Consider the following 23764-nt stretch of genomic DNA (forward strand, 5'->3'; position numbering starts at 1 on the left):
GTATGCACCTTAAACGTAAATACGGCGAACAGGCCCTGGCTATATTTGTACAGCCGCCATCGTTAGAGGTTTTGATAGAAAGACTGACCGGCCGCGGTACTGATAGTGCCGAAAAACTACAGGAGCGCTTTGCAAAAGCAGAAAAAGAACTGAATTATGCGCCCCAGTTTGATATTATCCTGAAAAATTACGATCTTGATACGGCTTGCAAAGAGGCTAAAGATTTGGTGAAAAACTTTATTGGCGCGTAGCTAACGGTTATGCACTGCCTGCTTACATAATGATTGCATTATTCCCATAGCAGGTACTCTGCCTGCTATGATCCATGAACTATTAACCCATCAGCAAGAATGAAGATAGGCTTACTATTTGGTTCTTTTAATCCCATACACATAGGGCATTTAATTATTGCTAACTACATGGCTAACTACACCGCGCTTGATAAGGTTTGGCTGGTTGTCTCGCCGCAAAACCCCTTAAAAAAATACGGCGACCTGATAAACACTTACGACAGGCTGGAGATGGCCAAACTGGCTACAGATAACGCCACCAATATTGCCGTAAGCGATGTGGAGTTAAAATTGCCACAGCCATCATACACAATCGACACCCTTACCCATTTAAAGGAAAAATACCCCGAGCATGATTTTGCACTTATTATGGGGTCTGACAACCTGGTGACCCTACATAAGTGGAAAAATTATAAGATGATACTGCGCGATTACCAGATTTTTGTTTACCCACGCCCCGGTTATGAAAATGCTGAATTTGCATCGCACCCATCTGTAACCATCACCATGACACCGCAGATGGAGCTATCGGCTACGTTTATCCGCAAATCTATCGCCGAAAAAAAGAATGTGCAATATTTTGTACCCGACCCGGTTTTAAACTTTATTGAGAGCAAAGGCTTATACAGGATTTAATACTCTCCTCTAAGTGTAGCACTACGAAACCGGCATAAAAAAAGAGCGATGGGCTGCCCCATCGCTCTTTTACGTTTTATAAATTACCTTATGCTTTTTTAGCTTCGGGCTTTTTCTTTTTCCACTCCGCAAAGCCTGCGCCACCAAGGGCCAGTACAAGCAATATAGAGCCCGCTAACGAGATATTTTCACCTACGTAATAAGATGCAGGGTGGAAAATAAATTCAACCTTATGGTTGCCCAATGGGATAGTTGCGGCGCGTAATAGATAATCGGCGCGATAATATGGTTGCTCGGTGCCGTCAATATACATTTTCCAGCCTTTTGAGTAGTATATTTCAGAGAATATAGCCACCGAATTAACGGTTGAACCTGTTTGATATACCAAATGCTGCGGATTGTAATTAACCAGTTTAATGGTTGCGTTCGGGTCAAAAGAAATAGGTTTTGCTTCAACCACTTTTTTGTATTGCTCATCTATCATAGCTTCTTCTTTTGGCGAGAAGCTGCTAATGGCCTGCATTTCCTGGTCGGCACCTTTTACATACTTAACACTTTTTACAAACCATGCGTGGCCGCAAGCGGTTGCATTTGCATGCATGCTGGCTGTGCCCGATTTTTGGTCGGCAGTAATAATATATTTAGTGTTCAGCATATCCAGCACGTCCTGGTTAACGCTGTTTGTAAACTGGTTATCCAAAAGTTCATCATACCTTTTTAAACGGGCTGCTGAGTAGCCTGATATTGATTTATGGAAGAACGGCGTATATGTATCTTGTTTAATAGGCCCTACGGTCATATCAAACACCCTGAAATCAGGGTCGGTATCTTTCATAATAAACTGGTCAATCTCGCGCGGTGCAACCACCTGTGATACATCCACCTTATCCTGAAAGCTTGCATCCTTCAGATAGCGTTTGTCTATCTGCCACATATCAAACAATATGATCGCAAAAAACACTACCGACATTACCGTGGTATTTATTTTTTGCTTTAAATAAGCCCATAGCAGGCCAAACGCAATAGCAATCAATATAAATGCACGGATGGCATCGGCACGCTCAAGAGCGGTACGATCCTGAATCAACGCGTTTGAAACTGCGTTAGCAGTAGCACTGTCGCCTTTCATGTATTGGCTAAGCATGCTAACCCCTTCTGTTTGGTCAAACGCCCTGAAGCTTAACAGCAGTGTAGGTACCACGATCAGTATCAGGGTTAAACCGCCGGTGATGTAAAAAGAAAGCTTTAGTTTTTTTAACAACAGGTTCTTATCCGGGTTGGTTGTAAACTCCCGCACTGCAAGTAAAGCCAGTATCGGGAAGCAAAGACAGGTAACTGCCAGGATAGATTCAACCGCCCTGAACTTGTTGTACAGCGGGAAATAATGGAAGAAAATATCTGATAAATATGGCCAGTTACCACCAAATGAAAGCAGCATGGTTAACACTACTGTACCCAGCAGCCACCATTTTAAACGGCTTTTAACTACAAATAAACCCAATACAAACAGGAAGCAAATAATGGCGCCAAAATAATGCGGGCCAAATGTAAACGGACGCTTAGGCCCCCAATACATAGAAAGCCCCGGTATTCCAGTAGTAATTTGTCCGGCCATATTAACGGCCTGCTCATCAGTAGCGCCTTTGGAAGTAAATACTTTGGCTACTTTAGAGTTTTGGTCGAGGTTATCGGTACCAGAACCACCGCCTGCCGCGTTTGGCACCAGGAAGGTTAATGATTCGGCAACGCCCTGGCTGTATTGATAAACATAATCTTTAGCAAGGCCGTTACTTGGCTCTTTTGTTGTTTGTTTAAGGTTTGATTGCCCGCGTATAGTTTCGGTACCATAATCATAAGTACTCCATAGTATAGAAGCATTTACGGTAAGCGCCAGCAGGGTTGCACCTGCCAGGTAGGCAATAGATTTTAAAAACGCGTTGGTAGTTTTACCCTTAATGGCATGGTAAAGCTCAATACCTATCAGTATAAAGATGGCCAGCATCAGGTAATAGGTCATTTGTACGTGGTTGGAGCGGATTTCCATAGCCAGGAAGAACGCTGTGAGCGCACCACCTGTAAGGTAATTACCTCTTAACGTGAGTATAATACTTGCAAGCACGGGCGCAAAAAACGCTATGGCAAAGGCTTGATTAGAGTGGCCCGCCACAAGCAAAATAATATTATAGGTTGAGAATGTGAACGCCACAGCCCCGGCAGCCGCAAGCCATGGGTTAACCTTTAAAACGGTGAACAGGAAATAAGTGCCTAATAAAAATATCAGCATAGTATCAACCGGGTTAGGGAAGGTTGCCTTTACTGCCGATACAATATGTGTAGTTAAGTTATTAGGATAGGGGGCCCATATCTGAAAGGTAGGCATCCCGCCAAATATCTGGTTGGTCCACAATATGGTGGTATCTTTTGCCCTGTAATCGTGGATCTCCTTTTGAGTGGATTGCGCGCCGATAACATCGCTTTGGCCTAATGTTTTACCCTGGAATGCAGGCGTAAGGTAGAAAAAGCATATAGCTAAGAAAATTCCAATAACAGCTAAGTGTGTGCCATTACGTTTGATCCAGTTATTCATTTAAACTCTTTTAGGGATGATATTTATAATCTTCAAAAATAGAAAATTGAATGAGATTAGAAACGATAAGTTTTTATAAGATGTTTTTAGCACTTATGGGGTTGATGGCTAAAATAATAAAACAAGAATACCATGAACAATATACTGGCTATGTACATGATAATGTTTAGCATATTGTATTCCTCGCGATTACGGCGAATGGTGTAAACATTATAAAGGGCAAGTACACCTATGGCCAACCAAAAAAAACTGTTGATATTGGTACAGCCGGTAAACATTTGTATAAGAACGGCCAGCACAATACAGTTGGTAAAAATCAAAAGCAATGATGGCGGGGTGTTGTTGTGGTTACGCCGGCGCTTATATATTTCCTCGGGCAGCATAGGTTTATTTTATTTCTTCGTAATCTACAAATTCTCCTTCAGAATCCGGAACCGAACTTTTTTTACCCTCGGGTTTATAATCAACCCGTATGCGGCCATCAGGCCTTGGTTGTTGTTGCTGCTGGTAGTTTTGTTGTTGCTGGCGTGCCTGCTCCTGCGCTTTGTTTATTACGCTGTTAAAAAGCATAGGCAAAAATATACGCACCAGGCTGCGTATGATATATAATGAGCATATGGCTATGATCAGGACACGTATTAAAATCATCTGGTATTTAGTTTATCGTACAAATATAAGTATATAACGTTAAAAATGTTTCGTTATGATATTTAGGCATACTGAAAAGCCTGCAAACGCTATCCGTTTACAGCAGTATTGCCTGTTTAGTTGTATTACCAACTCAAGGTAGTTACCAAAAAAACCTTCACTCATTCAAAAGCACCTCTCACTCACCTGGGTTTCCCGTTCAATCATTCCCATAAAACCCCGGCGCTATAGTATTTAACATTGCATCAGGATAATTCATAACACATTTAAATACAGATAATTAATACATGAATTTACAATCAAAAACTAAATAAACATTAAAACAATTTGTCATGAAAACACAACGCTATTTATTTCTATTATCAATTATTTGCTTATCGTCATTACTTGTTAAGTGCAAAAAGGGTGATGATGGCCCTATAGGCCCTGCCGGTACAAAAGGTGATACCGGTGCGGCCGGAGCAAACGGTGCAAATGGTGCTGCGGGGGCAACTGGCGCAACCGGGCCTGCCGGCGCTACAGGCACCGCCAATGTAATTTATTCTGACTGGATAACCCCTGCAACTTATACCAAAACAACCGTTTTTGGCACATTCAATTTTACGTATGATATAGCTGCATCTAAAATCACCCAAGCTATTTTAGACAAAGGAACCGTACTTGTATATGGTAAGCTGGCCGGTTATAACCCAACAATATGGCCTGCCGACCAGGTGAGCGCATTGCCTATTGTAATTAATTACCTAAGCGGCACCACTCCCGAAATTGATACATGGTCGGCCCGGAGCACGGTAGGCCACATCCAAATTAATATGACCAATAATAACAATGTTTATGGTAGCATATCTAATGCACATAGCTTCAGATATGCTATTATACCCGGGGGCGTGCATACAACAGCTGCCGCCAAGGTTAACTTTAAAAATTATGCGGAGGTAAAACAGGCTTTTCATTTAACCGATTAATCAGAGCCTGATTAACATCGATAAAATATCAGCATAAAAAATGAGGCAAGATCCGGGCTTGTTTATCAAAAACAAACCGGATCTTACCTCTTTATGCTATAAATAAGCTTTGCGCAGGCGGATTATCCGTGCCCAGTGCATCATTTTCATGATAGGGTAAACCGGGTCGATCTCGAACCATTTTGCACCAAAATTGGCGCTATTTGGGCGCTTATGGTGATTGTTCTGGAACAATTCGCCAAGCATCAGGAAATCAAAAGGGGTTGTATTTTTTGATTTATCGTTATTATCAAAGTTTGAATAGCCGTATTTATGGCCGCACCAGTTTACAATAGCGCCATGCAGCGGGCCCATTATAAAATGGATAGGGATAAGCAAATACATCCACCATTGTGTAGCAAACACTACATAAAAAGCGATGTAAAGCAACCCGAATATAATGCGGGATAAGATTGACGACCCTACATAGTCCAAAAATTTCCATTCCGGGTAGTTGCCTTTAAAGCGTTCTTCGGGTTCTTTTAATTTTTTCTCGTGCTTGCGGTAGCTAACAGCGGTATAATACATCATCTGGAACACATCTGTAAAAAAGTGTGGCGAGTGTGGATCTTTCTCGGTGTCACTATAAGCATGATGCTCGCGGTGCATAATAGCATAGGCGCGAGGATTTAAGTATGATGCCCCCTGGAATAAATACGTCATGACGTAGAACGTACGCTCAAAAAATTTATTGGTAGTAAACATTTTATGCGAAGCGTATCTGTGCAGGAAAAACGTTTGAAAGAATAACGACAGAAACCAGTGGGCTAAAAAGAAAATTAATATGATCACAAAAAGTAAATTTATGAGGTAATGTTATTTATAATGATTACAAATATACGATTAAAACGCTATTCGGGATTAAAATTACTGTTAACAAATATTGCTTACATCAAAAAGCCGCTCAATTTATACTGAGCGGCTTTTTTAATAAATTATTTGTGGCTTATGCCTGGCTATCTCTCAGCGCTTTGATGCTGTCGTGGCCTTCGTTAATAGCTTGTTGCTGCTGGGCAATAATGGTAGCATATTGCGGGGCTAAACCATTATCGGCAGATAATGCTTCGCGATATGCCTTTTTAATAGCATCCTCGCCGCGTTCGCATTCTTCTAAAATGCTTTTACGGTCATGCCCGCTAAATGTAGCTTTTACATCAAGCCATGCACGGTGGATGGTGCCGGTTGCTGTGTTACCGGTTTCAACCTCGCCGCCGGCCTGGCCTACTGCAGCACTTAATTCCTGCACATTGCGGCGGCTATCGCTTGCAAATTTTTCAAATACGGCTTTCAAATCGGCATCTGCCTCACCAAGGTCTTTTGATGCGCGATCAAAGCCGTCTATACGGTCGTTGTTAATTTCAATTAGATCGTTTAAAACTTCAACTGATTTTTCTGTGGTAGTTTCCATAATGGTAGATTGTTATATTTTGTTTGATACTACCAATGCAACCACCATGCCAATTTAATTTTTAATTAAAAATATTATTATTAAAAGCAGCGCCTACCCGTTATAATTTTAATGATCAGAATATTTAAACACGTGAGCCTTAAAACGAACTTATTAGGCAATTACTTTATAGTATATTCCATCAACTTAGATGATGCACTGAATCCGCTTAATTCGCTGTCAATTTCTATCAGGCCAACGCCCTTGGCAATATAATAATCATAAGTTCCAAAGTTTTCGAAACCGTTGCCAAACAAATTGTATTCAATATAGGCCTGTGTGTGGTATACACCGGTGTATTTTTTTCCTAAAACTTCCATCGTAATGCCTTTCTCTAATATTTTACCCCTTACCCTGCCCGGGATGCCATTAATGGTCCCCTGGTCATTAATAGGGCCTGTCCATTCCTGGCCAATTTCATAATTATCTACCAGGTACAAAATATCAAGTGTGTAGCCCTGGGCTGATGCACGTACATTATATTGATGGTTTCCCATATAATAGTACCCAGTTTGAACTGGCTGCCCTGGCGCCTCGCCAGTATAATCTAAATAATTTTTACCATTAATGGTTGTTTTGTTACCGGTAAGTGTAATGGTATTGGTGCTTTTTGTACCATTAAAATCTGTTTCATATTTCCAATAAGTACCTTTTTTTGATAGCAGATAACTGGAGTTTGGATCGATAGTTTCAAAGCCGGTATAATCAACGGCATCTTTTTTACACGAGCCCAAAAGCAAAGAAACGATTGGGATGAGGATAAGTAAATATTTTTTCAACTGATACGATTTAAATGTCTGCTAAAGATAACAACAAAGCCCGTGCTGTAAAAACAGAACGGGCTTAAAATAACCACTTATATTTCGGGGTGTTATTTTATAACGTAACTTTTTAATTCCGATTTTGATAGCTGGATATTATTTATGCTGGTATAAATTGCGATTATACCAACTCCCTTAGCCACATAAAAATCTACGGCAGCGGTGGTTGTATAGTTTGCACCATCTTTTACCTGGGTTTCAAGTTTAGTATGTATAACGCTGCTGTAGGCTTTGTTAAGGATAGTTTTTGTTATGCCTTTTTCTACAACAGTTGTTTTTAAGCGGGCATCGGCACCTTGTATTTGTAAATTGGTGATAGATGAATAACCTGCATCTTTGCTATCATCCAGGTAATCTATCTCTACCGCGCCATCATCATCTGCACTGCGTGAAGTATAAATGTGTCCGTTAATGCCGAAATAATTTTCGGCGGTGCTGCCGTCATCAACGGTATTAATAACGTGGAAGGTTTTACCATTAAATACTTTGGTGGTGCCTGTCATGGTGTTAACAACTGTTGTAATATCGGGATCTGCATTAACATCATCTATAACTGAGGCTTCGTTTTGGTATGTCCATGCCGAACCTGCAGTAGTAGGTTGGTAGTCGCCGGTTGAATTGCCCGGGTTATTGTTATTGTCTTTTTTGCAGGCGCTAAATACTGTGATAATTGCGATTAAGGTTAGGATGTTTTTTTTCATTATTTTAATTAAAATTAACAGGCTTGCGCCATTTATATATTGTGATAAAATTCAATGCCGGCAGTAAGGTACTATACTTTTTGAACATTGTACCTACCTTGACGGACGTTTTAGCGCAAGTGTTACACCCCCCGCTAAATTTAAAAACAAAAAAGGCCGCCTTCTCAGGCAGCCCTCTTCAGTTTTAGTTAGTTCTTGTATTAAATTATTCTTTTTCGCTCTTGGCAGTTTCGTTAATGCCGCCTTCTGCTATCTGGGTAAGCAGGCCGTCGCAATTTTTTTCTTCCTTCAAAGTTGCTTCCAGCAGTTCGGCTGCTTTATTATAGCCCAGCGTTAAGGCAAGTGTGCGTAATGTACCATACGACGCGATCTCGTAGTGCTCAATTTTTTGAGCGGCAGATATTATTCCTGCATCGCGGGTTAATGTGCCTTTTTCGGTTTCAGAGATTATCTCGTCGCCCTCTTTCAATAAACCGGCCATAGCTTCACATTTTACCGCTACCGCTTTTTCGTCTATCGATGCAAAGGCATCTTCAAGGCGGGTTATCTGGTTTTCGGTTTCGGTGATATGCGTTTCAATAGCTGACCGTAATTCGTCAGACGTTGCGGCTTTAGCCATTTTTGGTAAAGCTTTAACCAGGTGTTTCTCGGCCCAGTAAATGTCTTTTAACTCGTCCAGAAACAATTCATTCAATGCCGATTCTTCCACAATCTCAGTTGTTTCGGGAGCCTTTGGGGCTTTTGTTGTTGTTTTAGTAGTTGCCATAGCAGTAGATATTGTTTAATTTGTGTATGATAACAACACAACCCCAGGCTATATGTTTTACTAATAAGATAATTATTTAATTACAAGTACTATGCTCCCTTTTTACTTTTCAAGCTTTCCATCAGCTGATCGTACAGGTCGTTACTTTTGGTTGTATGTGGTTTAAGTTTTTTAATGGTAGCCCGTTTGCCTTTTGATTTTGCTTTTATGATCTTGAGCAATTCATCGTTATACTCGTCCTTAAATTTTGACACATCAAAATCTTCGGCGTATTGCTTTATCAATGCCAGGCCTACATCCAGTTCCTTCTTGCTGATGCTTACATCATCGGCAATATTCAGATCTTCAGTACCACGTATCTCCTGGCCAAAACGGATACGCGTTATTACCAGTACATTATCTACGGGGTGTACAATGCAAAGGCTTTCGGTACTGCGCAGTACAAAACGGGCCAGCCCCGCCTTCCCCGATTTTTTTAAGGCCTGCAAAAGCAGCGCGTAAGCTTTATTATTTTTGGTATCGGGTTCGGTGTAGTAAGATGTTTCGTAAAACATGGGGTTTACGTCGGCAATATCAACAAAGCTTTCTATCTCTATCACCTTGCTTTTTTCGGGCGCGGCGGCTTCAAAATCGGCTTCCTCTACAATAATATAATCATCGTTTAGCTTATAGCCCTTTACAATTTTATCGTAAGGTACCTCTTTATGGGTTTTCTCGTTCACGCGCTGGTAGCGTATACGCTCGTGGTCGCGGGCATCAAGCATGTCAAGGTCAATCGTGCTGGTTTGCACCGCCGAATACAATTTAACAGGGATGCTTACCAACCCAAACCCAAGGGAGCCTTTCCAGATAGATCTCATAACGATATGATTTTAATGCAATTACTATAACCTTTAAAAAAGCGAACGGTTTTAAAATGAGAAGATTAACCAATACTTATAGAGAAACGCCGGCATACTACCACCTGTTGATCCACTACGTATTACCACGTATAATAATATACCAGCACAACGGGATTGCCGCAAACAGCTGATTGCATGAACTTTACATTCATAAACTAAACACTCAAAAAATATTATGAAAAAGTTATTACTCAGCGCGGTATTTGCATTAACACTATGCTTTGCTGCAAAAGCACAGGACGAAACAGTAGCAGAAAACCCTGCCGAAATTAAAGACACAAAAGTCTTAACTATCGACGAGTTAAAGGCACAACGTGCCGAACTGGTTGCCATGCTAAAATCGGAAGAGTTTCAAAAAACGCTGGCCAAAGCAGATGCGCTAAAAGCTCCTAAAGAAGCCGGCATAGCAGGTGTAGATGCTTTGGCGGGTATGGTATCAACCATGTTAACCCAGCTAAGAGAGAACAGGGCGCTTGTACCGCAAATGTATGCAAGTGTAACCGGCCAAACCCTTGATGGCTTACCGACTACAGAAGTAAAACCATTGTCGCCAGACCAGTTGGTTGGGTTTTCGAAAATGTGCCTGGCTATGGGGTCAAACCTGCTAAAATCATCAAAAGACCTGATAACGCTGCCGGGTGAAATTAAAAGCGCCGGGTTAATGAAAGGCATTAAGGGCCTAAAATCATTAATGTACATTAAAAATAGTATAGGCGCTTTAAAGCAGGAGATAGCCTTTAACTCAAAAATGATAAATAACCTTGTTGCAACTAATAAGTTGACCAACATGGCCGCCAATACAACAAAATAAAGATTTCTTTTATTTAGTTTAAAGAGGGTGCTGCACGGGGGGTGCTGCCCCTCTTTTTTATTTTATACTAATAACCCGCCACCATCAACAATAACGTTTTGGCCGGTGCTGTGCTTTTGTTTCATCAGGTAAACAAACGCCAGGGCAACATCTTCGGCCTGGCCTACGCGTTTTAATAGTAAGGTATCTTCAGTGGCTTTGTAAAGCGCTTCGCGGTCGGTTTCACTCATGCTATCCCACAAATTGGTTTTAATAACACCGGGCATAACGCAGTTAACGCGTAAAGGGGCAAGCTCAACTGCCATAGCGCGTGTAAAACCTTCCATAGCGCTGCACATGCTGGTAGCCACGCTCCAGCCTGCACCCGGCCTTTCGGCAGCGGTACCGCTTATGAGGCATATACTACCACCCACTTTTATATTTGGCGCCCCGTATTTAACTGCTGTAAAGGCCGCCCAGAAACGTAAGTTAAAAAACTTTTGTGCAGCTGCTACTTCGGTGCGGGCAATAATATCGAGACTAAGGTTTTCGCCGGCAGTGTAAACCAGATGATCGAATTGACCCGCATTCGCGAAAAAGTTTTTGATGTTTTCTTCCTGGCTCAGGTCGACTGCGAAACCCTGGCTGCCTTGTGGCAACTCTTCCAGTGCTTTATTAATACGCTGCTGATTACTTGATACAATAACAACTTTTGCACCCTCAGTAGCGGCCAGTTTAGCGGTTGCCAAACCAATCCCCGCGCTGCCTCCTAATATAATTACCTTTTTGCCTGCTAAAGGCTTTGTTTGATTGTCCATAATTCAATTGTTAAAATTTATGGTACAAATTTCGGCCGTGCAACTTCATATCCACTTACCATATGGTAAAAACGAAGATGGCCAGGGAAGGGGATTTATTTAGCGTTTTTGCGGATGCGGCTTAGCGATTGCGGGGTGATGCCCAGGTACCCGGCGACATCTTTTAAAGGCACACGTCTCACAATATCGGGCTGTTGTTGCATAAAAAGGCGATATCGGGTTTCAGAATCTTCACCCAGGTAAGCGTTGCGGATCTTGATCTTATCCATCAGCTTTTGCTGGGTTATCTGGTCTATCAGCTCTTTAAAACCGGGTATCTGCCCGTAAAGTACCTGCAATTTACTTTTTGAAATGACCAGCACATCCGCATCGCAGGCCGCCTGGATGCTTTCGTCGGCAAGGGTTTCATTATTAAAGCTGTATAGGATGGTGGTAAAGCTATCCTCCTTTAAAAAGAAGTGGGTAAGTTCCACGCCTTTTTGATTGGTAGCTGTAATGCGGATCACCCCATCGCAAATAAAGAAAAGCTCGCGGCATACTTGGCCTGCTTTAAATAACTGATTGCCTTCTTTGTAATGCCTCGGCTCAAAAGCAGCGGTTATCAATGCCTGTTCATCGGTTGTTAAAAACCGATGTTGTTGTAAAAAAGTTATAAGGCGATTGGGCATAGGGCAAAGATAACTGGGATTTTTATGATTATTACGATTAACAGATTTTTGAAGAACGCGATATTAAGATGATCTATATATCGTATATATCCGCTCAATCCCGGTTTGGTGTTCTTATTACACATTCGCTTACACGCATCCGCAAAATTTTTGCACATTTGCAATTCAGCATCTTATACCCCAATGGAGCAGTATTTTATCATAGATTTCGACAGCACTTTTACACAGGTAGAAGCTTTAGACGAGTTAGCACGCATATCTTTAAAAAATCATCCCGACAGGGAGGCTATCTATAAACAGATTGAAGACCTCACAAACGCTTCGATGGAAGGCCGCCTCTCATTCACCGAGAGCCTGCAGGCAAGGGTGAAACTACTTTGCGCTAATCGCGATCATTTAAAAATGCTGATCACCCATCTCAAGAAAAAGGTATCGACATCATTTTCTCGGAACACCGCATTTTTTAAAAACCACCAGGACGAGGTGCTGATCGTATCAGGCGGTTTCAAGGAGTTTATTATCCCGGTTGTAACCGAATATCATATTAAAAAAGAGAATATCTACGCCAACACTTTTGTGTTTGATGAAGAGGGCAATATAGTTGGTTACGATAAAGAGAACCCGCTATCGCAAGAGGGCGGCAAGGTAAAGCTGCTGAAAGAGTTGAACCTACCGGGCGATATTTATGGTATTGGCGATGGTTACTCTGATTTCCAGTTGAAGGAATCGGGCATGATCAAAAAATTCTTTGCCTTTACCGAGAACATCGAACGTAAATCTGTAGCCGAAAAGGCCGACCATATTACCCCAAGCTTCGACGAGTTTTTATACATCAACAAACTGCCCAGGGCTATATCATATCCCAAAAACCGCATTAAGTGTTTAATTGTGGGCCAGGTTGATGAAGAGGCACTTGCGCAAATGAAACGCGAAGGTTATAACCTGCGCCACCGCGATAATATTGAAGAAAAATATTTAGACGAAGCCGGCGTATTGTTTTGCGACGAGGCCAACTTGCCAAAACCCGAGCAATTGCAAAATGCAGGCCGCTTAAAGGTAATAGGTTGCTTTGGCCGCGTTGGCCGCAAACTGGCCGAGGCCGCCTGCGAAAAAGGTATCATTATTTTTGACGACCCCAAGGCAAACCCGCGTAATGTTGATTTTATCCCCCGCAGGGTGCTTGCTTTTATGAACGAGGGCAAAACACACATGAGCTGTAACTTCCCCGACTTGCAGCCACCACGTATCAACAACGCCCACAGGCTCATTCACATCCACAAAAACGTACCAGGTATACTGGCGCAGATAAACGAGGTGTTTGCCAATCATAACATCAACATAGTAGGTGAATTTTTGGTGACCAACCCGCAAATTGGGTATGTAATTACCGATGTAAACACCGGTTACGATACCCAGGTATTAAGCCAGTTGAAAGCTATTGAGGAAACGATAAAGTTTAGATTGCTGTATTAAAATGGCATCATCATCATATCTGCTTGTGCTCTGAGAATGCCGCGCTATCGCCCGTAATGATATAGGCTTTTATTTACTATTCCTCTACCAAAGGCACTACCAGCACCGGCACATGCGAGTTACGCACAACGGTTTCAGCAACGCTGCCCATCAGTAACCTATCAATACCGCTGCGGCTATGGGTGCCAATAACGATCAGGTCGGCTTTAAATTCTTTGCAACAATTTAAAATACCATCGGCAGTTGCGCCATACTCATTAAAATGAGTAACCTGTAAACCATTAGCGTATTTTTTCACGGTGCGGTCTATTATATTTTCGGCATTCTCTTTCTGAATATCGAGCAGATTCATTTCGTTAAAATCGGGACTGCCCATTGGCATCCCTAAAATGCTGTCTGATGATGTTTCGGGTGTTATGGCCGGCTCAACAATATGCACCAAACCCACATGGGCATTAAAAGTATGTGCAATATCAAAGCCGTATGATGCGGCGTACTCGGCAAACTTGCTGTCGTCAATGCCTATAAGTATCTTGCTAATCTTCATGGGGTAAGGGTTGGTATGTTTAATTTAAACAATCAACCCGCAATATGTTTTTGGCAACCGGCTTATTTTATAGTCTGTATTTATTAAATATCCGTTTAAAATGATTGGTTTTGTCTTTATCACTGCCCGGCTTTGGCTCTGCTATGCGCTGCGCAGAATAAATACCTCCTTCGCCGCTAAAAAAGTAAGCGGTAAAGCAAGCTACCGCGAAAAAAATGGCGTATTCACCGCCGAAAAGTTCAATCCCCATTAAAGTACAGGCCAGCGGTGTATTGGTAGCACCGGCAAATACAGCTATAAAACCAAGGGCTGCAAAAAGGCTTACCGGGGCGTTCATCAATTCGGCAAGAGTGTTTCCCATTGTTGCGCCAATATAAAACAATGGCGTAACCTCGCCCCCTTTAAAGCCCGTGCCCAGGGTAACGCTGGTATAAACAAGTTTCCAAAACCAGCTAAACAGATGTGCGCCGCCATGCTGAAAAGCCGAAACAATTGTTACCGCACCGGGATATTCGGCATCAACACCAAGGCTCAGGTAATCGGGCTTGCCCAAGATATAAGTAAGTAATATAATGACTAACCCGCCGCAAGCCGGGATAAGCCAGTTTACCTTGATCCATTTCAGTGATAAATTCTTAACAAGATGCACTGCTTTGGCAAAGGCATAACTTGCCAATCCGAAAAATGCGGAAGCCACGATCACTTTGCCCAACAGCAAAAAGCTAACCGGTATTTTGTGCCCGTAAAATTGCTGACCGGTATTAACCACACCTATGTGATACGGCGTATGGTGTACCCCCCATGCCGATACCGTAACATCAGCAACCAGGCCTGCGATAAGGCAAGGCAATAAGGCATTATACTGAATACGACCAATAGCAATAACCTCCAGCGCGAAAATGGCCCCGGTTAATGGTGTACCAAATACCGCCCCAAAACCCGCGGCAACACCGGCGGTAAGCACCACTTTTTTATCAGCTTCGTTCAGTTTAAACCAACTGCCAAACAGGTTGGCCAGGCTGCCGCCAATTTGCACTGCTGTACCCTCGCGCCCGGCCGAGCCGCCAAAAAGATGGGTAATAACGGTAGTAACCAATATAAGCGGGGCCATGCGTTTGGGCACACCTGCGCCGGGCTCGTGTATCTCATCAATTATTAAATTATTACCTCGCTCGGCACTTTGCCCATACCATTTATAAAGGAGGTGTATAACCACACCCGCCGCAGGCAACAGATATAATAACCAGGTATGCGCAAAACGGAAGTGAATGGCCCAGTTAAGCAGCCACAGAAACAAAGCCACCATGCTGCCAATAGCAACGGCCACAGGTATGCTGATCAGCGTCCAGCGGATTAGGTAACTTAAGAGCGAAACTTGTTTGGAAAAGAAATTTTTAAACATAACCTACATGCAAATAAATGAATAAATTATTTGAGTAGGCGTCATCAGCTTTGCAGCGGTTCAAATAGGCAGAACACCATTGCCTTTGTTTGTATAACACAAATATAGTTTTTTAATAGAAAGTTTAAAGTACAAAGTCGAAAGTCTTTTGATGCAGTACGACTTCTGACTAAAGACTCCTATCTTTGGGGCATATGAGCATCTCTCCCGAAATAGAAAAAAGACTTACGCTGCTACAGGAAAAATATGACGCCATGGGCCAGGATATGATATCCTACCTTGACGGCCTGCTGCATGCCGACTTTTTAACCTATTGGGATTACATTCACCTGGATACGTTGCTGAGCCTGCAAAGCCCAAAAACACCGTTCCCGGATGAAGAGATCTTCATCATGTACCACCAGATAACCGAACTGTATTTTAAGCTTGCCCTGCACGAGTGCAAGCAAATAGCCCATGCCGAAAACCTTACCGCCGCTTTTTTTACAGCACGTATAGGGCGCATTAATCGCTATTTTGAAGCGCTTACCCATTCGTTCGAGATTATGGTGGATGGTATGGAGAAGCAGCAGTTTCTGCAATTTAGGATGAGTTTATTGCCGGCCAGCGGTTTCCAGAGCGGGCAGTACCGGATGATAGAGATCCACGCTACTGATTTCATTAACCTGGTAATTGCCGATCAGCGCGAAGCCCTCGGTAACCAGCCTATCGAAAGCCAGTTTGAACAGATCTACTGGAAGTACGGCGCTACCGAGCTATCAACCGGTAAAAAAACACTCACCCTAAACCAGTTCGAAAAAAAATACGCCAAAACATTTATCGAGCTTGGTAAAAGTGTAGTAAATACAAACTTCAACGCGCTGTTGCAGCAATTTCAATATAAAGGGGAAAGCACCAAAGCGCTGGAAGATGAGTTGAGGCAGCTGGATGTAAACGTAAATGTGAACTGGCCGCTTTGTCACTATAAATCGGCGGTGCGTTACCTAAACCGCGACCCGGAAGACATCAAGGCAACCGGCGGTACCAACTGGCAGAAATACCTGCCTCCGCGCTTTCAGCGCCGGATATTTTACCCCTCATTATGGAGTGCCGAACAGTTAGAGAACTGGGGTAAGGCCTGGGTAGAAAAGGTTATAAGCGAATTGTAGCGCCTTCAAACGCCCTCAAACGTCCACGGGTGTTCACGTTCACTGCCGTGAACGCTTGTGAACACGGGTAAATAACTTATAATCAGCTATATCGCAATTTTAGACATTACAACATGCTGACAATTACCTAATTATAGCCCCCTGCTTATCGGCAGGCAACTCGTTAGCGTTAACCTTATCGGTAACCAGTTTTTCTATCCCGTAAAAATCCTCAAACTTATTGATGATGATCATGGATCCGTCGGCAGGTAGTTTCCCGATCAGCTGGATGCCATCCTTACGATGAACTATCTTCTTGATGTTAAGGTAAGCTATGGTAATATCTGGGCGGTCTTTCACGCTTAGTGTTACCCCGGTATCGTCGGTGATCAATTCGGTGCTATCGATGATCGCGAAATACTTTTTACGCCCGAATATAAAGCCAAAACCCAGTGCCGTTATAATAACCACAAATATGCCTATGCTTAATGCATTATGCCCTTTGTAAAGCAGGTTATAGGTAAACACCGCTATAATAACCCCATAGTATACCCACATAGTGCGTACCCAGGTTTTTTTCATGTCGATATTCCCCTGGGGGCTAAAGCGGTATATGGGCATAATCTGTAGTTTGTTAATTTGTTGTAATATAGTGTTCAGCAAGCTAAAAAGCTAAACATTTACGCAAAAATTGCTACCTTGCCATTTTCTGAATGATAATCTATACTGCCATGACCGATACACTGGACATAAAAATAACCAAAGCCGCTCACTCACGCTTGGCTGAGACGGATTTTAGCAACCTGCCTTTTGGCAAGGTTTTCTCTGACCACATGTTAGTGGCTGATTACGCCGATGGCGAATGGAAGAATTTTGAGATTTTGCCTTATGGCCCAATCCTGATGAGCCCTGCTATTTCTGCGCTGCACTATGGCCAGTCGTTTTTTGAAGGTATTAAGGCTTACAAGCATGCTGATGGTACGGTCTCTATCTTCCGTCCGGATAAGAATGCTATCCGTTTCAACAAATCGGCAGAGCGCCTTTGCATGCCTACTTTACCTGAAGAGGTATTTGTACAAAGCATCGCGGCATTGGTTGATCTTGACCGCGAATGGATCCCGGCCAAAGCTAATCACGCGTTGTATATCCGTCCGTTTATGTTCGCTACCGATCCATATTTGGGTGTAACCCCATCGGCTACGTATAAATATGTGGTTATTATTGGCCCAACAGGTCCATATTTTTCAAAACCACTGCGTGTTAAGGTTGAAACGCACTACACCCGCGCTGCCGAAGGCGGTATGGGTTTTGCAAAAGCTGCCGGTAACTACGGTTCGTCAATGCTGCCTGCGCGTAAAGCTACCGAAGAAGGTTTTGACCAGTTGATCTGGACAGATGCCAAAGAGCATAAATATGTTGAAGAAATGGGCGCCGCTAACGCGATGTTCCTGTTAGATGGTAAACTGATAACCGCCGAAGCAAAAGATACCATCCTTGATGGCGTAACCCGCGACACCGTTATTGCCCTGGCTAAAGATTGGGGTATCCCGGTTGAAGAGCGCAAGGTATCAGTTGCCGAATTGGTTGAAGGCGCTAAAAACGGCAAACTAACCGATGCCTTTGGTGCAGGCACTGCCGCTACTATTGCCCCGGTTGGCTCTATCAGTGTTGATGGCGAAGAATATACCCTGAGCGATCCCGCTACCCGCGAGTTTTCTCAAAAGATACTCACAACCCTCGATGCTATTAAGTATGGCCGCGCAGAAGATACCCACGGCTGGAACTACATTGTATAAGCTTAAGCTTATTTAAATATAAAAGTCCCCGCATGAAAATACGGGGACTTTTTTTGTTTTACAGGTTTATTCTGATGCGCTGTAGGCGCATTTGGTTGGTAGGTTATTCATTTGCCATTACCAAGCGTTCCTATAGGAACGCCTGGTGCTATGTTTTGCTATTGCTACCAACCAGAAGTCCCGCTGGGACTTGGAAAGAACCTTTTACCATTCACCTCAATAACCCTATATTTGCACCTCGTAAAATTATACCAATGAAAGTATCAGTATTAGCACAAAATTTGCACGGCTCAGAGATCATTAAAATAGCCGGCGAAATAAACGAATTAAAAAAACAAGGCCAAAACATTGCCAACCTAACCATTGGCGATTTTGATGCTGATATTTATCCTATCCCAACCGAACTGAAAGACGGCATTATTGATGCCTATAACCATAACCAAACCAACTACCCGCCTGCCGATGGTATGCTGAGCCTGCGCGAAAGCGTATCGGCATTCCTTAAAAACAGGATGGGTTTGGATTACGCTTCCAACCAGATACTGATTTCAGGAGGTTCGCGCCCGCTGATCTATTCTACCTACCTGGCCCTGGTTGATCCGGGCGATAAGGTGGTTTTCCCTACACCATCATGGAACAATAACCATTATTGTGATTTGACCGGTGCCGAAGCCATTTTGGTAGAAACCCGCCCCGAGAATAATTTTATGCCTACGGCAGATGAGATAGCCCCGCATTTAAAAGGCGCTACTATGCTGGCATTATGCTCGCCGCTAAACCCAACCGGTACCATGTTTGGTAAAAAAGACCTGGAAGAAATTTGCGACCTGGTAATTGCCGAAAACAAAAGCCGCGGTGCGGGCGAGAAACCATTGTACTTATTATATGATCAGATCTACTCGCAATTAACTTTTGGCGAATACAAACATTATGACCCGGTAACCCTGCGCCCGGAATTGAAAGATTATACCGTGTTTATTGACGGCGGATCGAAATGTTTTGCCGCAACAGGTGTACGTGTGGGCTGGGGCTTTGGTCCGGCGTTCATCGTAAATAACATGAAAGCCATTGTTGGCCACATGGGTGCATGGTCGCCAAAGGCAGAGCAGGTTGCGATGGCCGAATACCTTAAAAATGACACTTACGTTAACACTTACCTTGATAAACTAAAAGGTAATATACAGGCCAGCTTAAGTACCCTGCACGAAGGTTTCCAGGCGTTAAAGGCCGATGGTTTCAATGTAGATTCGATAGAGCCTATGGGCGCCATTTACTTAACCATCAGGGTTGATTATGTGGGCAAAACCACGCCGGATGGTAAAGTATTGGCCAATAGCGCCGATGTGAATTTTTACCTGATCAAAGAGGCGGGTGTTGCTTTGGTGCCGTTCTCGGCATTTGGTACCGGCGAAGATGTTACCTGGTTCAGGGCATCGGTAGGAGCTACTACCCTGACCGAGATCCAGCAGATGATACCACGCATCCGCGAAGCGTTGGCAAAACTGAAATAATAAAACTGTAGAGACGCGATACTTCGCGTCTCTTTTAATATCAAGCGAAACTTAACCTCGCTTTTTGCATTATAAGATAATAACTATGGCTTACGGAACCCTTTATTTAATACCTGTACCACTTGCAGACGAGGCCGCGGCCCAATCGTTCACCCCGTATTTGGTTGATACCATTAACAGTGTAAAAGAATACATTGTAGAGAACGAGAAAACCGCCCGCCGTTTTTTAAAATTGGCCGGTTTAAAAACCCCGCAAAGCGAATTACTAATACATGATTATGGCAAACATAACCGCGATGCCGGCCTTAAAGAGTTTTTTAAAGGACTGATAGCCGGTAACGATGTTGGCCTGATGAGCGAAGCCGGCTGCCCCGGTATTGCCGACCCCGGTGCCGACATAGTAGCCGAGGCGCACCGTAAAGGTATTAAGGTTGTTCCACTGGTTGGCCCAAGCTCTATTTTGTTGGCGCTGATGGCATCAGGCTTTAACGGGCAAAGTTTTACCTTTAACGGGTACCTGCCAATTGATAAGATTGAGCGTAGTAAACGTATCAAGGAACTGGAAGGCCTGGCCGAGAAGAACAAGCAAACGCAACTGTTCATTGAAACACCTTTCCGTAACGATAGCATGCTGCAGGAGGTTTTGAAGAGTTGTAAACCCACAACCCGCCTTTGCATTGCCTGCGATATAACCGCGCCTACCGAGTTTATAAAAACCATGCCCATAGCCGAATGGCAAAAACAGGTGCCAGATCTGCGTAAACGGCCTGCTATATTTTTATTGTTCCATGCGTAAATGAGATGATAGCCCTGCCGCAACATACCAGTGTACTGATAGTTGGCGCCGGGCCATCCGGACTGATGATGGCTGCGCAATTGCTGCGCAACGGGGTGCAGCCTATTATCATTGATATAAAGCAGGGGCCAACCAGTCAATCAAAAGCATTAGCGGTACAGGCCCGCTCGCTCGAGATCTATAGACAATTGGGGGTAATAGATAAAGTGATCAGCGGCGGCAAACAAGCCGGTGGCTTAACATTTAATGTGGATGGTGAGCCACTGGCCTCCATAGCGTTAAAAGATTTGGGGAATACCCAAACGCTGTATCCCTTCATCCACCTGTACCAGCAAAGCAAAAACGAGCGCACCCTGCTGGAATATTTAACTACCGCCTGTTGCCCGGTATACTGGGAAACAACCCTCATCAGCCTAAAACAAAATAAAGACACGGTAGAAGTAAGCCTGCAAAACGGCGATACTACGCATACCCTCACCTGCGATTATGTTGTTGGTGCCGATGGCGCGCACAGCGTGGTACGTAAACAATTAGCTATCCCGTTCAGTGGCGATACCTATCAGCATAAATTTTATTTGGCAGATGTAAAGCTGGCCAGCGAAATGCCGGGCGATGTGGTAAACCTGTTTATGGCTAAAACAGGCTTTGCCGGTTTTTTCCCCATGCCTGAAGAAAGGGCGTTCAGGATAGTGGCCAGCTTGCCCGATGGGCTGGAAAACAAGGAAGACCTGGATATTGATGATGTACTGCCCGAATTGCAAAATATTACCAAAGCAAATGTTAAAATAGAACAGGTAAACTGGTTCACCATATACAAACTGCACCACCGCATGGCCGAGAAGTTTAGCGATGGCCGTTGCTTCTTAATTGGCGATGCCGCGCATATCCACTCGCCGGTTGGCGGGCAGGGCATGAACACCGGCCTGCAGGATGCCTATAACCTGGGCTGGAAACTGGCAGCGGTAATCAATGGGCAAATTAAACAAACCATCCTGGCCAGTTACGCCATCGAGCGGATGCCGGTGGCTAAAGAATTGCTGGGCACTACCGACAGAATCTTTAATGTGATCTCATCGCGCAGCTGGTTTAACGGCTTGCTGAAACGCTATATCGTTCCGAATGCCTTAAAGCTGATCTGGAAAAGCGAAAAACTGCGTGGGTACTTCTTCAGGCAGGTATCGCAAACCGGCATCAGCTATCGTGATAGCAAGCTAAACCTGCAATTGGGTAATACAAGTACCCATATAAAAGCCGGCGACCGCCTGCCGTACTTTGAAATATTTGACGAGAAGAAAAAAACGAAGACTGATATCCACACCTGGTGCAGTAAACCGGGCTTTACACTGATAACACTTGGCGAGATACCGGAAGCTTACCTGTTTACCCTTGCCAAATGGATAACGCAGGATTACCAGGGCAGCATCAACTTCTTTCACCTGCCGCCATCAAACACCAACTGGCATATTTTTGATGCTTTTGAAGTAAAAGCCGGGATGCGCAAAGCGCTCATCATCCGCCCGGATCTGCACATCGGTTACCTGAACGATATTGTGGATATAACCATGATGAACAATTACCTGCGCAACGTGGCAGGCTTTATCAAAGCATAAAAAAAGAGCGCCCCAAACCTTAGGGCGCCCCACCAAACTATATATATATTATGAAAAAAGGGGTATTCTCTTATTTAAGCGCTCAGCTTACTTAACATACTATGCCCGTTAACAATGGCCTTGCTCTCTGCCTGCTGATAGCTTGTGATGGCTAAGCCATCCTGCATTTTTATAGTAAATGTTTCTTCACCGTTGCCTGCTGAAAGTACCAGGTATTCGCCAATGGTATTTAAAAGTGTAAGTTCGGTTGTGATGTAATTGATAGCTACCTTGTGGGCCGCCATGGTGGTAACATCCGATTCTATCAGCTCGAACTTAGGTACCTCAAAAGTGATGCTGTTACCCAGTGTATCTGTCAAAGCCGGTATCTTGTTCTTCAATGTTTCAATAAAGTAGCCGATGACAAAACTCAGCTTATAATGCAGCAGGTTAGCCCGGCCATCATTATTTTTCATCTCGCTGAAGGTTTTTAGCTTATCGCCGGGGTTATACGCCTGCGATTTCAGCAGAAATTCCTGGTAGGATGCAAACAGTACATTCTTTTCAAAATCGCCGGTTGATGATGCATCGATAACTTGTTTGTATGTGAGTTTTATGATAGCCTTTGTCATGGTGATAGAAGTAAGGGTAATTAATATTAATATAAATGTACCCGTAACAGGCAGGGAGGGGAAGCAAGTATCGGTAAACGGCGGTGATGTATCGACTATCCGATTTTTTCAATCACATTTTCACCCAACGGCGGGCAAAATCGGCGTAGCTGTCGCTGATGGGCAGCTCTATATCCGCCAGTTTTACCTTTCGGCCCTGTATAGAGATGATCTTTTTTACCGGTACAATATAGCTGCGGTGAATGCGCTGAAATTTATCCCCGGGCAGTTTTTCCAATACCTTTTTAAGCGGCATCAGGGTTAATATAGTTTTGGCATTATGCAGGTGGATCTTGATGTAATCCTCCATACTTTCAATATATTCTATCTCTTTAAGCTCAATTTTTACCATGCGGTATTCAGAGTACACATACAGGCTTTCGTCCTCACCCTCTTTGGTAAATGAGGTTTTGTACTTATAATACTCAACGGCTTTTTCAACCGCCTTGCCAAAACGTTTTACATCAATGGGTTTTAGGAGGTAATCAATAGCCTCCAGCTCAAATCCCTCAAAAGCAAAGTTTTTATACGCGGTGGTGAATATCACCATCGGTTTAACGGCTAAAGAACGCACCAGGTCGATCCCCGTAATATCGGGCATGTTAATATCAATAAACAGCAGGTCGATGGGGTTATTGCGCAGGTACTCGGCGCCGGATACGGCATCTTCAAAAGTATTTACCAACTGCAGGGCCGGGAACCAGGCCACATAGTTTTTGATCAGTTCAAGCGCCAGGGGTTCATCATCAATAGCAACACATTTTAAAGCCATGG

The 23764-nt window shown here is 43.5% G+C and carries 25 protein-coding genes, 1 pseudogene and 1 riboswitch; of the genes and pseudogenes, 10 read left to right on the forward strand and 16 right to left on the reverse strand.

The genetic code is table 11. From position 1 onward, the window contains the following. Positions 1-251: pseudogene (locus WC615_RS08780) on the forward strand (guanylate kinase); the annotation flags it as partial. Between the two features lie 99 nt (positions 252-350). Continuing rightward, positions 351-926 carry a nicotinate (nicotinamide) nucleotide adenylyltransferase gene (nadD, locus tag WC615_RS08785; protein WP_372977735.1) on the forward strand — a complete coding sequence of 192 codons (576 nt, stop codon included), beginning with the start codon at positions 351-353 and terminating at the stop codon, positions 924-926. An 88-nt stretch (positions 927-1014) separates the two neighbouring features. On the opposite strand, the gene WC615_RS08790 is transcribed toward nadD, so the two are convergent. The 3 genes from WC615_RS08790 to WC615_RS08800 all read right to left on the reverse strand — a co-directional run bounded on the left by WC615_RS08790 (position 1015) and on the right by WC615_RS08800 (position 4161). Next, the gene (locus WC615_RS08790) at positions 1015-3513 is read right to left on the reverse strand and encodes a YfhO family protein (RefSeq protein ID WP_372977736.1); all 2499 of its coding nucleotides are present in this window, start codon (positions 3511-3513) and stop codon (positions 1015-1017) included. Between the two features lie 86 nt (positions 3514-3599). Continuing rightward, positions 3600-3896, reverse strand: coding sequence for a hypothetical protein (locus WC615_RS08795; RefSeq protein WP_372977737.1), 297 nt, complete (start codon positions 3894-3896; stop codon positions 3600-3602). A gap of 4 nt (positions 3897-3900) precedes the next feature. Continuing rightward, complete coding sequence (locus WC615_RS08800; RefSeq protein ID WP_372977738.1) at positions 3901-4161, reverse strand: DUF4834 family protein; 261 nt, start codon at positions 4159-4161, stop codon at positions 3901-3903. A gap of 332 nt (positions 4162-4493) precedes the next feature. Between WC615_RS08800 and WC615_RS08805 the strand changes: the two genes are divergently transcribed. After that, positions 4494-5126 (forward strand): hypothetical protein, encoded by a 633-nt coding sequence (locus WC615_RS08805; RefSeq protein WP_372977739.1) that lies wholly within the window; start codon positions 4494-4496, stop codon positions 5124-5126. A 96-nt stretch (positions 5127-5222) separates the two neighbouring features. Here the strand turns inward: WC615_RS08805 and WC615_RS08810 are convergent, their stop codons facing one another. The 6 genes from WC615_RS08810 to WC615_RS08835 all read right to left on the reverse strand — a co-directional run bounded on the left by WC615_RS08810 (position 5223) and on the right by WC615_RS08835 (position 9760). Then, positions 5223-5957 (reverse strand): acyl-CoA desaturase, encoded by a 735-nt coding sequence (locus WC615_RS08810; protein ID WP_372977740.1) that lies wholly within the window; start codon positions 5955-5957, stop codon positions 5223-5225. 154 nt (positions 5958-6111) lie between these two features. Then, positions 6112-6573 (reverse strand): PA2169 family four-helix-bundle protein, encoded by a 462-nt coding sequence (locus tag WC615_RS08815; RefSeq protein ID WP_191176982.1) that lies wholly within the window; start codon positions 6571-6573, stop codon positions 6112-6114. Positions 6574-6734: 161 nt separating this feature from the next. Beyond that, the gene (locus tag WC615_RS08820) at positions 6735-7391 is read right to left on the reverse strand and encodes a hypothetical protein (protein ID WP_372977741.1); all 657 of its coding nucleotides are present in this window, start codon (positions 7389-7391) and stop codon (positions 6735-6737) included. 92 nt (positions 7392-7483) lie between these two features. Then, positions 7484-8134 (reverse strand): hypothetical protein, encoded by a 651-nt coding sequence (locus tag WC615_RS08825; protein WP_372977742.1) that lies wholly within the window; start codon positions 8132-8134, stop codon positions 7484-7486. 205 nt (positions 8135-8339) lie between these two features. Further along, positions 8340-8900 carry a ferritin-like domain-containing protein gene (locus tag WC615_RS08830; RefSeq protein ID WP_372977743.1) on the reverse strand — a complete coding sequence of 187 codons (561 nt, stop codon included), beginning with the start codon at positions 8898-8900 and terminating at the stop codon, positions 8340-8342. An 89-nt stretch (positions 8901-8989) separates the two neighbouring features. Further along, complete coding sequence (locus WC615_RS08835) at positions 8990-9760, reverse strand: Ku protein (protein WP_191176979.1); 771 nt, start codon at positions 9758-9760, stop codon at positions 8990-8992. A 217-nt stretch (positions 9761-9977) separates the two neighbouring features. Between WC615_RS08835 and WC615_RS08840 the strand changes: the two genes are divergently transcribed. Beyond that, on the forward strand, positions 9978-10613 hold the full coding sequence (locus tag WC615_RS08840; protein WP_372977744.1) for a hypothetical protein: 636 nt from the start codon (positions 9978-9980) through the stop codon (positions 10611-10613). Between the two features lie 62 nt (positions 10614-10675). Here WC615_RS08840 and WC615_RS08845 read toward each other — a convergent pair whose 3' ends face one another. Together WC615_RS08845 and WC615_RS08850 are read right to left on the reverse strand one after the other, a co-directional pair. Continuing rightward, the gene (locus WC615_RS08845) at positions 10676-11410 is read right to left on the reverse strand and encodes an SDR family oxidoreductase (protein WP_372977745.1); all 735 of its coding nucleotides are present in this window, start codon (positions 11408-11410) and stop codon (positions 10676-10678) included. A 95-nt stretch (positions 11411-11505) separates the two neighbouring features. Further along, positions 11506-12078, reverse strand: a complete 573-nt coding sequence (locus WC615_RS08850; protein ID WP_372977746.1) for a Crp/Fnr family transcriptional regulator — start codon at positions 12076-12078, stop codon at positions 11506-11508. 183 nt (positions 12079-12261) lie between these two features. Between WC615_RS08850 and WC615_RS08855 the strand changes: the two genes are divergently transcribed. Beyond that, the gene (locus WC615_RS08855) at positions 12262-13551 is read left to right on the forward strand and encodes an HAD-IB family phosphatase (RefSeq protein WP_372977747.1); all 1290 of its coding nucleotides are present in this window, start codon (positions 12262-12264) and stop codon (positions 13549-13551) included. A 76-nt stretch (positions 13552-13627) separates the two neighbouring features. On the opposite strand, the gene WC615_RS08860 is transcribed toward WC615_RS08855, so the two are convergent. Further along, positions 13628-14098 (reverse strand): universal stress protein, encoded by a 471-nt coding sequence (locus WC615_RS08860; protein ID WP_372977748.1) that lies wholly within the window; start codon positions 14096-14098, stop codon positions 13628-13630. Positions 14099-14165: 67 nt separating this feature from the next. Then, a complete protein-coding gene (locus tag WC615_RS08865) occupies positions 14166-15500 on the reverse strand; it encodes a voltage-gated chloride channel family protein (RefSeq protein WP_372977749.1) in 1335 nt (444 codons plus the stop codon). 28 nt (positions 15501-15528) lie between these two features. After that, positions 15529-15593, reverse strand: a riboswitch (Fluoride riboswitch). Positions 15594-15694: 101 nt separating this feature from the next. Here WC615_RS08865 and WC615_RS08870 point away from each other — a divergent pair. Next, complete coding sequence (locus WC615_RS08870; RefSeq protein WP_372977750.1) at positions 15695-16648, forward strand: tryptophan 2,3-dioxygenase family protein; 954 nt, start codon at positions 15695-15697, stop codon at positions 16646-16648. A gap of 123 nt (positions 16649-16771) precedes the next feature. On the opposite strand, the gene WC615_RS08875 is transcribed toward WC615_RS08870, so the two are convergent. Then, a complete protein-coding gene (locus WC615_RS08875) occupies positions 16772-17248 on the reverse strand; it encodes a hypothetical protein (protein ID WP_372977751.1) in 477 nt (158 codons plus the stop codon). A gap of 110 nt (positions 17249-17358) precedes the next feature. Between WC615_RS08875 and WC615_RS08880 the strand changes: the two genes are divergently transcribed. From WC615_RS08880 to WC615_RS08895, 4 genes are all read left to right on the forward strand, one after another. After that, positions 17359-18423: a branched-chain amino acid aminotransferase gene (locus tag WC615_RS08880; protein WP_372977752.1), complete on the forward strand. Its 1065-nt coding sequence runs from the start codon at positions 17359-17361 to the stop codon at positions 18421-18423. 254 nt (positions 18424-18677) lie between these two features. Next, the gene (locus tag WC615_RS08885) at positions 18678-19934 is read left to right on the forward strand and encodes a pyridoxal phosphate-dependent aminotransferase (RefSeq protein ID WP_372977753.1); all 1257 of its coding nucleotides are present in this window, start codon (positions 18678-18680) and stop codon (positions 19932-19934) included. Positions 19935-20019: 85 nt separating this feature from the next. After that, positions 20020-20730 carry an SAM-dependent methyltransferase gene (locus WC615_RS08890; RefSeq protein WP_372977754.1) on the forward strand — a complete coding sequence of 237 codons (711 nt, stop codon included), beginning with the start codon at positions 20020-20022 and terminating at the stop codon, positions 20728-20730. 5 nt (positions 20731-20735) lie between these two features. After that, entirely contained in the window at positions 20736-22340 is a 1605-nt protein-coding gene (locus tag WC615_RS08895) for an FAD-dependent monooxygenase (protein WP_372977755.1), read from the forward strand. A gap of 74 nt (positions 22341-22414) precedes the next feature. On the opposite strand, the gene WC615_RS08900 is transcribed toward WC615_RS08895, so the two are convergent. Then, positions 22415-22951: a hypothetical protein gene (locus tag WC615_RS08900; RefSeq protein WP_372977756.1), complete on the reverse strand. Its 537-nt coding sequence runs from the start codon at positions 22949-22951 to the stop codon at positions 22415-22417. 112 nt (positions 22952-23063) lie between these two features. After that, positions 23064-23762 carry a LytR/AlgR family response regulator transcription factor gene (locus WC615_RS08905; RefSeq protein ID WP_372977757.1) on the reverse strand — a complete coding sequence of 233 codons (699 nt, stop codon included), beginning with the start codon at positions 23760-23762 and terminating at the stop codon, positions 23064-23066. Positions 23763-23764: the final 2 nt, after the last annotated feature.

The sequence above is a fragment of the Mucilaginibacter sp. genome, assembly GCF_041663085.1.
Taxonomy (GTDB): domain Bacteria; phylum Bacteroidota; class Bacteroidia; order Sphingobacteriales; family Sphingobacteriaceae; genus Mucilaginibacter.

What these genes read in the sequence shown, in the direction of transcription:
- nadD (WP_372977735.1), top strand. Translation starts at nt 351, where the DNA reads ATGAAGATAGGCTTACTATTTGGTTCTTTTAATCCCATACACATAGGG.
- WC615_RS08790 (WP_372977736.1), bottom strand. Translation starts at nt 3,513, where the DNA reads ATGAATAACTGGATCAAACGTAATGGCACACACTTAGCTGTTATTGGA.
- WC615_RS08795 (WP_372977737.1), bottom strand. Translation starts at nt 3,896, where the DNA reads ATGCTGCCCGAGGAAATATATAAGCGCCGGCGTAACCACAACAACACC.
- WC615_RS08800 (WP_372977738.1), bottom strand. Translation starts at nt 4,161, where the DNA reads ATGATTTTAATACGTGTCCTGATCATAGCCATATGCTCATTATATATC.
- WC615_RS08805 (WP_372977739.1), top strand. Translation starts at nt 4,494, where the DNA reads ATGAAAACACAACGCTATTTATTTCTATTATCAATTATTTGCTTATCG.
- WC615_RS08815 (WP_191176982.1), bottom strand. Translation starts at nt 6,573, where the DNA reads ATGGAAACTACCACAGAAAAATCAGTTGAAGTTTTAAACGATCTAATT.
- WC615_RS08825 (WP_372977742.1), bottom strand. Translation starts at nt 8,134, where the DNA reads ATGAAAAAAAACATCCTAACCTTAATCGCAATTATCACAGTATTTAGC.
- WC615_RS08830 (WP_372977743.1), bottom strand. Translation starts at nt 8,900, where the DNA reads ATGGCAACTACTAAAACAACAACAAAAGCCCCAAAGGCTCCCGAAACA.
- WC615_RS08835 (WP_191176979.1), bottom strand. Translation starts at nt 9,760, where the DNA reads ATGAGATCTATCTGGAAAGGCTCCCTTGGGTTTGGGTTGGTAAGCATC.
- WC615_RS08840 (WP_372977744.1), top strand. Translation starts at nt 9,978, where the DNA reads ATGAAAAAGTTATTACTCAGCGCGGTATTTGCATTAACACTATGCTTT.
- WC615_RS08845 (WP_372977745.1), bottom strand. Translation starts at nt 11,410, where the DNA reads ATGGACAATCAAACAAAGCCTTTAGCAGGCAAAAAGGTAATTATATTA.
- WC615_RS08850 (WP_372977746.1), bottom strand. Translation starts at nt 12,078, where the DNA reads ATGCCCAATCGCCTTATAACTTTTTTACAACAACATCGGTTTTTAACA.
- WC615_RS08855 (WP_372977747.1), top strand. Translation starts at nt 12,262, where the DNA reads ATGGAGCAGTATTTTATCATAGATTTCGACAGCACTTTTACACAGGTA.
- WC615_RS08860 (WP_372977748.1), bottom strand. Translation starts at nt 14,098, where the DNA reads ATGAAGATTAGCAAGATACTTATAGGCATTGACGACAGCAAGTTTGCC.
- WC615_RS08865 (WP_372977749.1), bottom strand. Translation starts at nt 15,500, where the DNA reads ATGTTTAAAAATTTCTTTTCCAAACAAGTTTCGCTCTTAAGTTACCTA.
- WC615_RS08870 (WP_372977750.1), top strand. Translation starts at nt 15,695, where the DNA reads ATGAGCATCTCTCCCGAAATAGAAAAAAGACTTACGCTGCTACAGGAA.
- WC615_RS08875 (WP_372977751.1), bottom strand. Translation starts at nt 17,248, where the DNA reads ATGCCCATATACCGCTTTAGCCCCCAGGGGAATATCGACATGAAAAAA.
- WC615_RS08880 (WP_372977752.1), top strand. Translation starts at nt 17,359, where the DNA reads ATGACCGATACACTGGACATAAAAATAACCAAAGCCGCTCACTCACGC.
- WC615_RS08885 (WP_372977753.1), top strand. Translation starts at nt 18,678, where the DNA reads ATGAAAGTATCAGTATTAGCACAAAATTTGCACGGCTCAGAGATCATT.
- WC615_RS08890 (WP_372977754.1), top strand. Translation starts at nt 20,020, where the DNA reads ATGGCTTACGGAACCCTTTATTTAATACCTGTACCACTTGCAGACGAG.
- WC615_RS08895 (WP_372977755.1), top strand. Translation starts at nt 20,736, where the DNA reads ATGATAGCCCTGCCGCAACATACCAGTGTACTGATAGTTGGCGCCGGG.
- WC615_RS08900 (WP_372977756.1), bottom strand. Translation starts at nt 22,951, where the DNA reads ATGACAAAGGCTATCATAAAACTCACATACAAACAAGTTATCGATGCA.
- WC615_RS08905 (WP_372977757.1), bottom strand. Translation starts at nt 23,762, where the DNA reads ATGGCTTTAAAATGTGTTGCTATTGATGATGAACCCCTGGCGCTTGAA.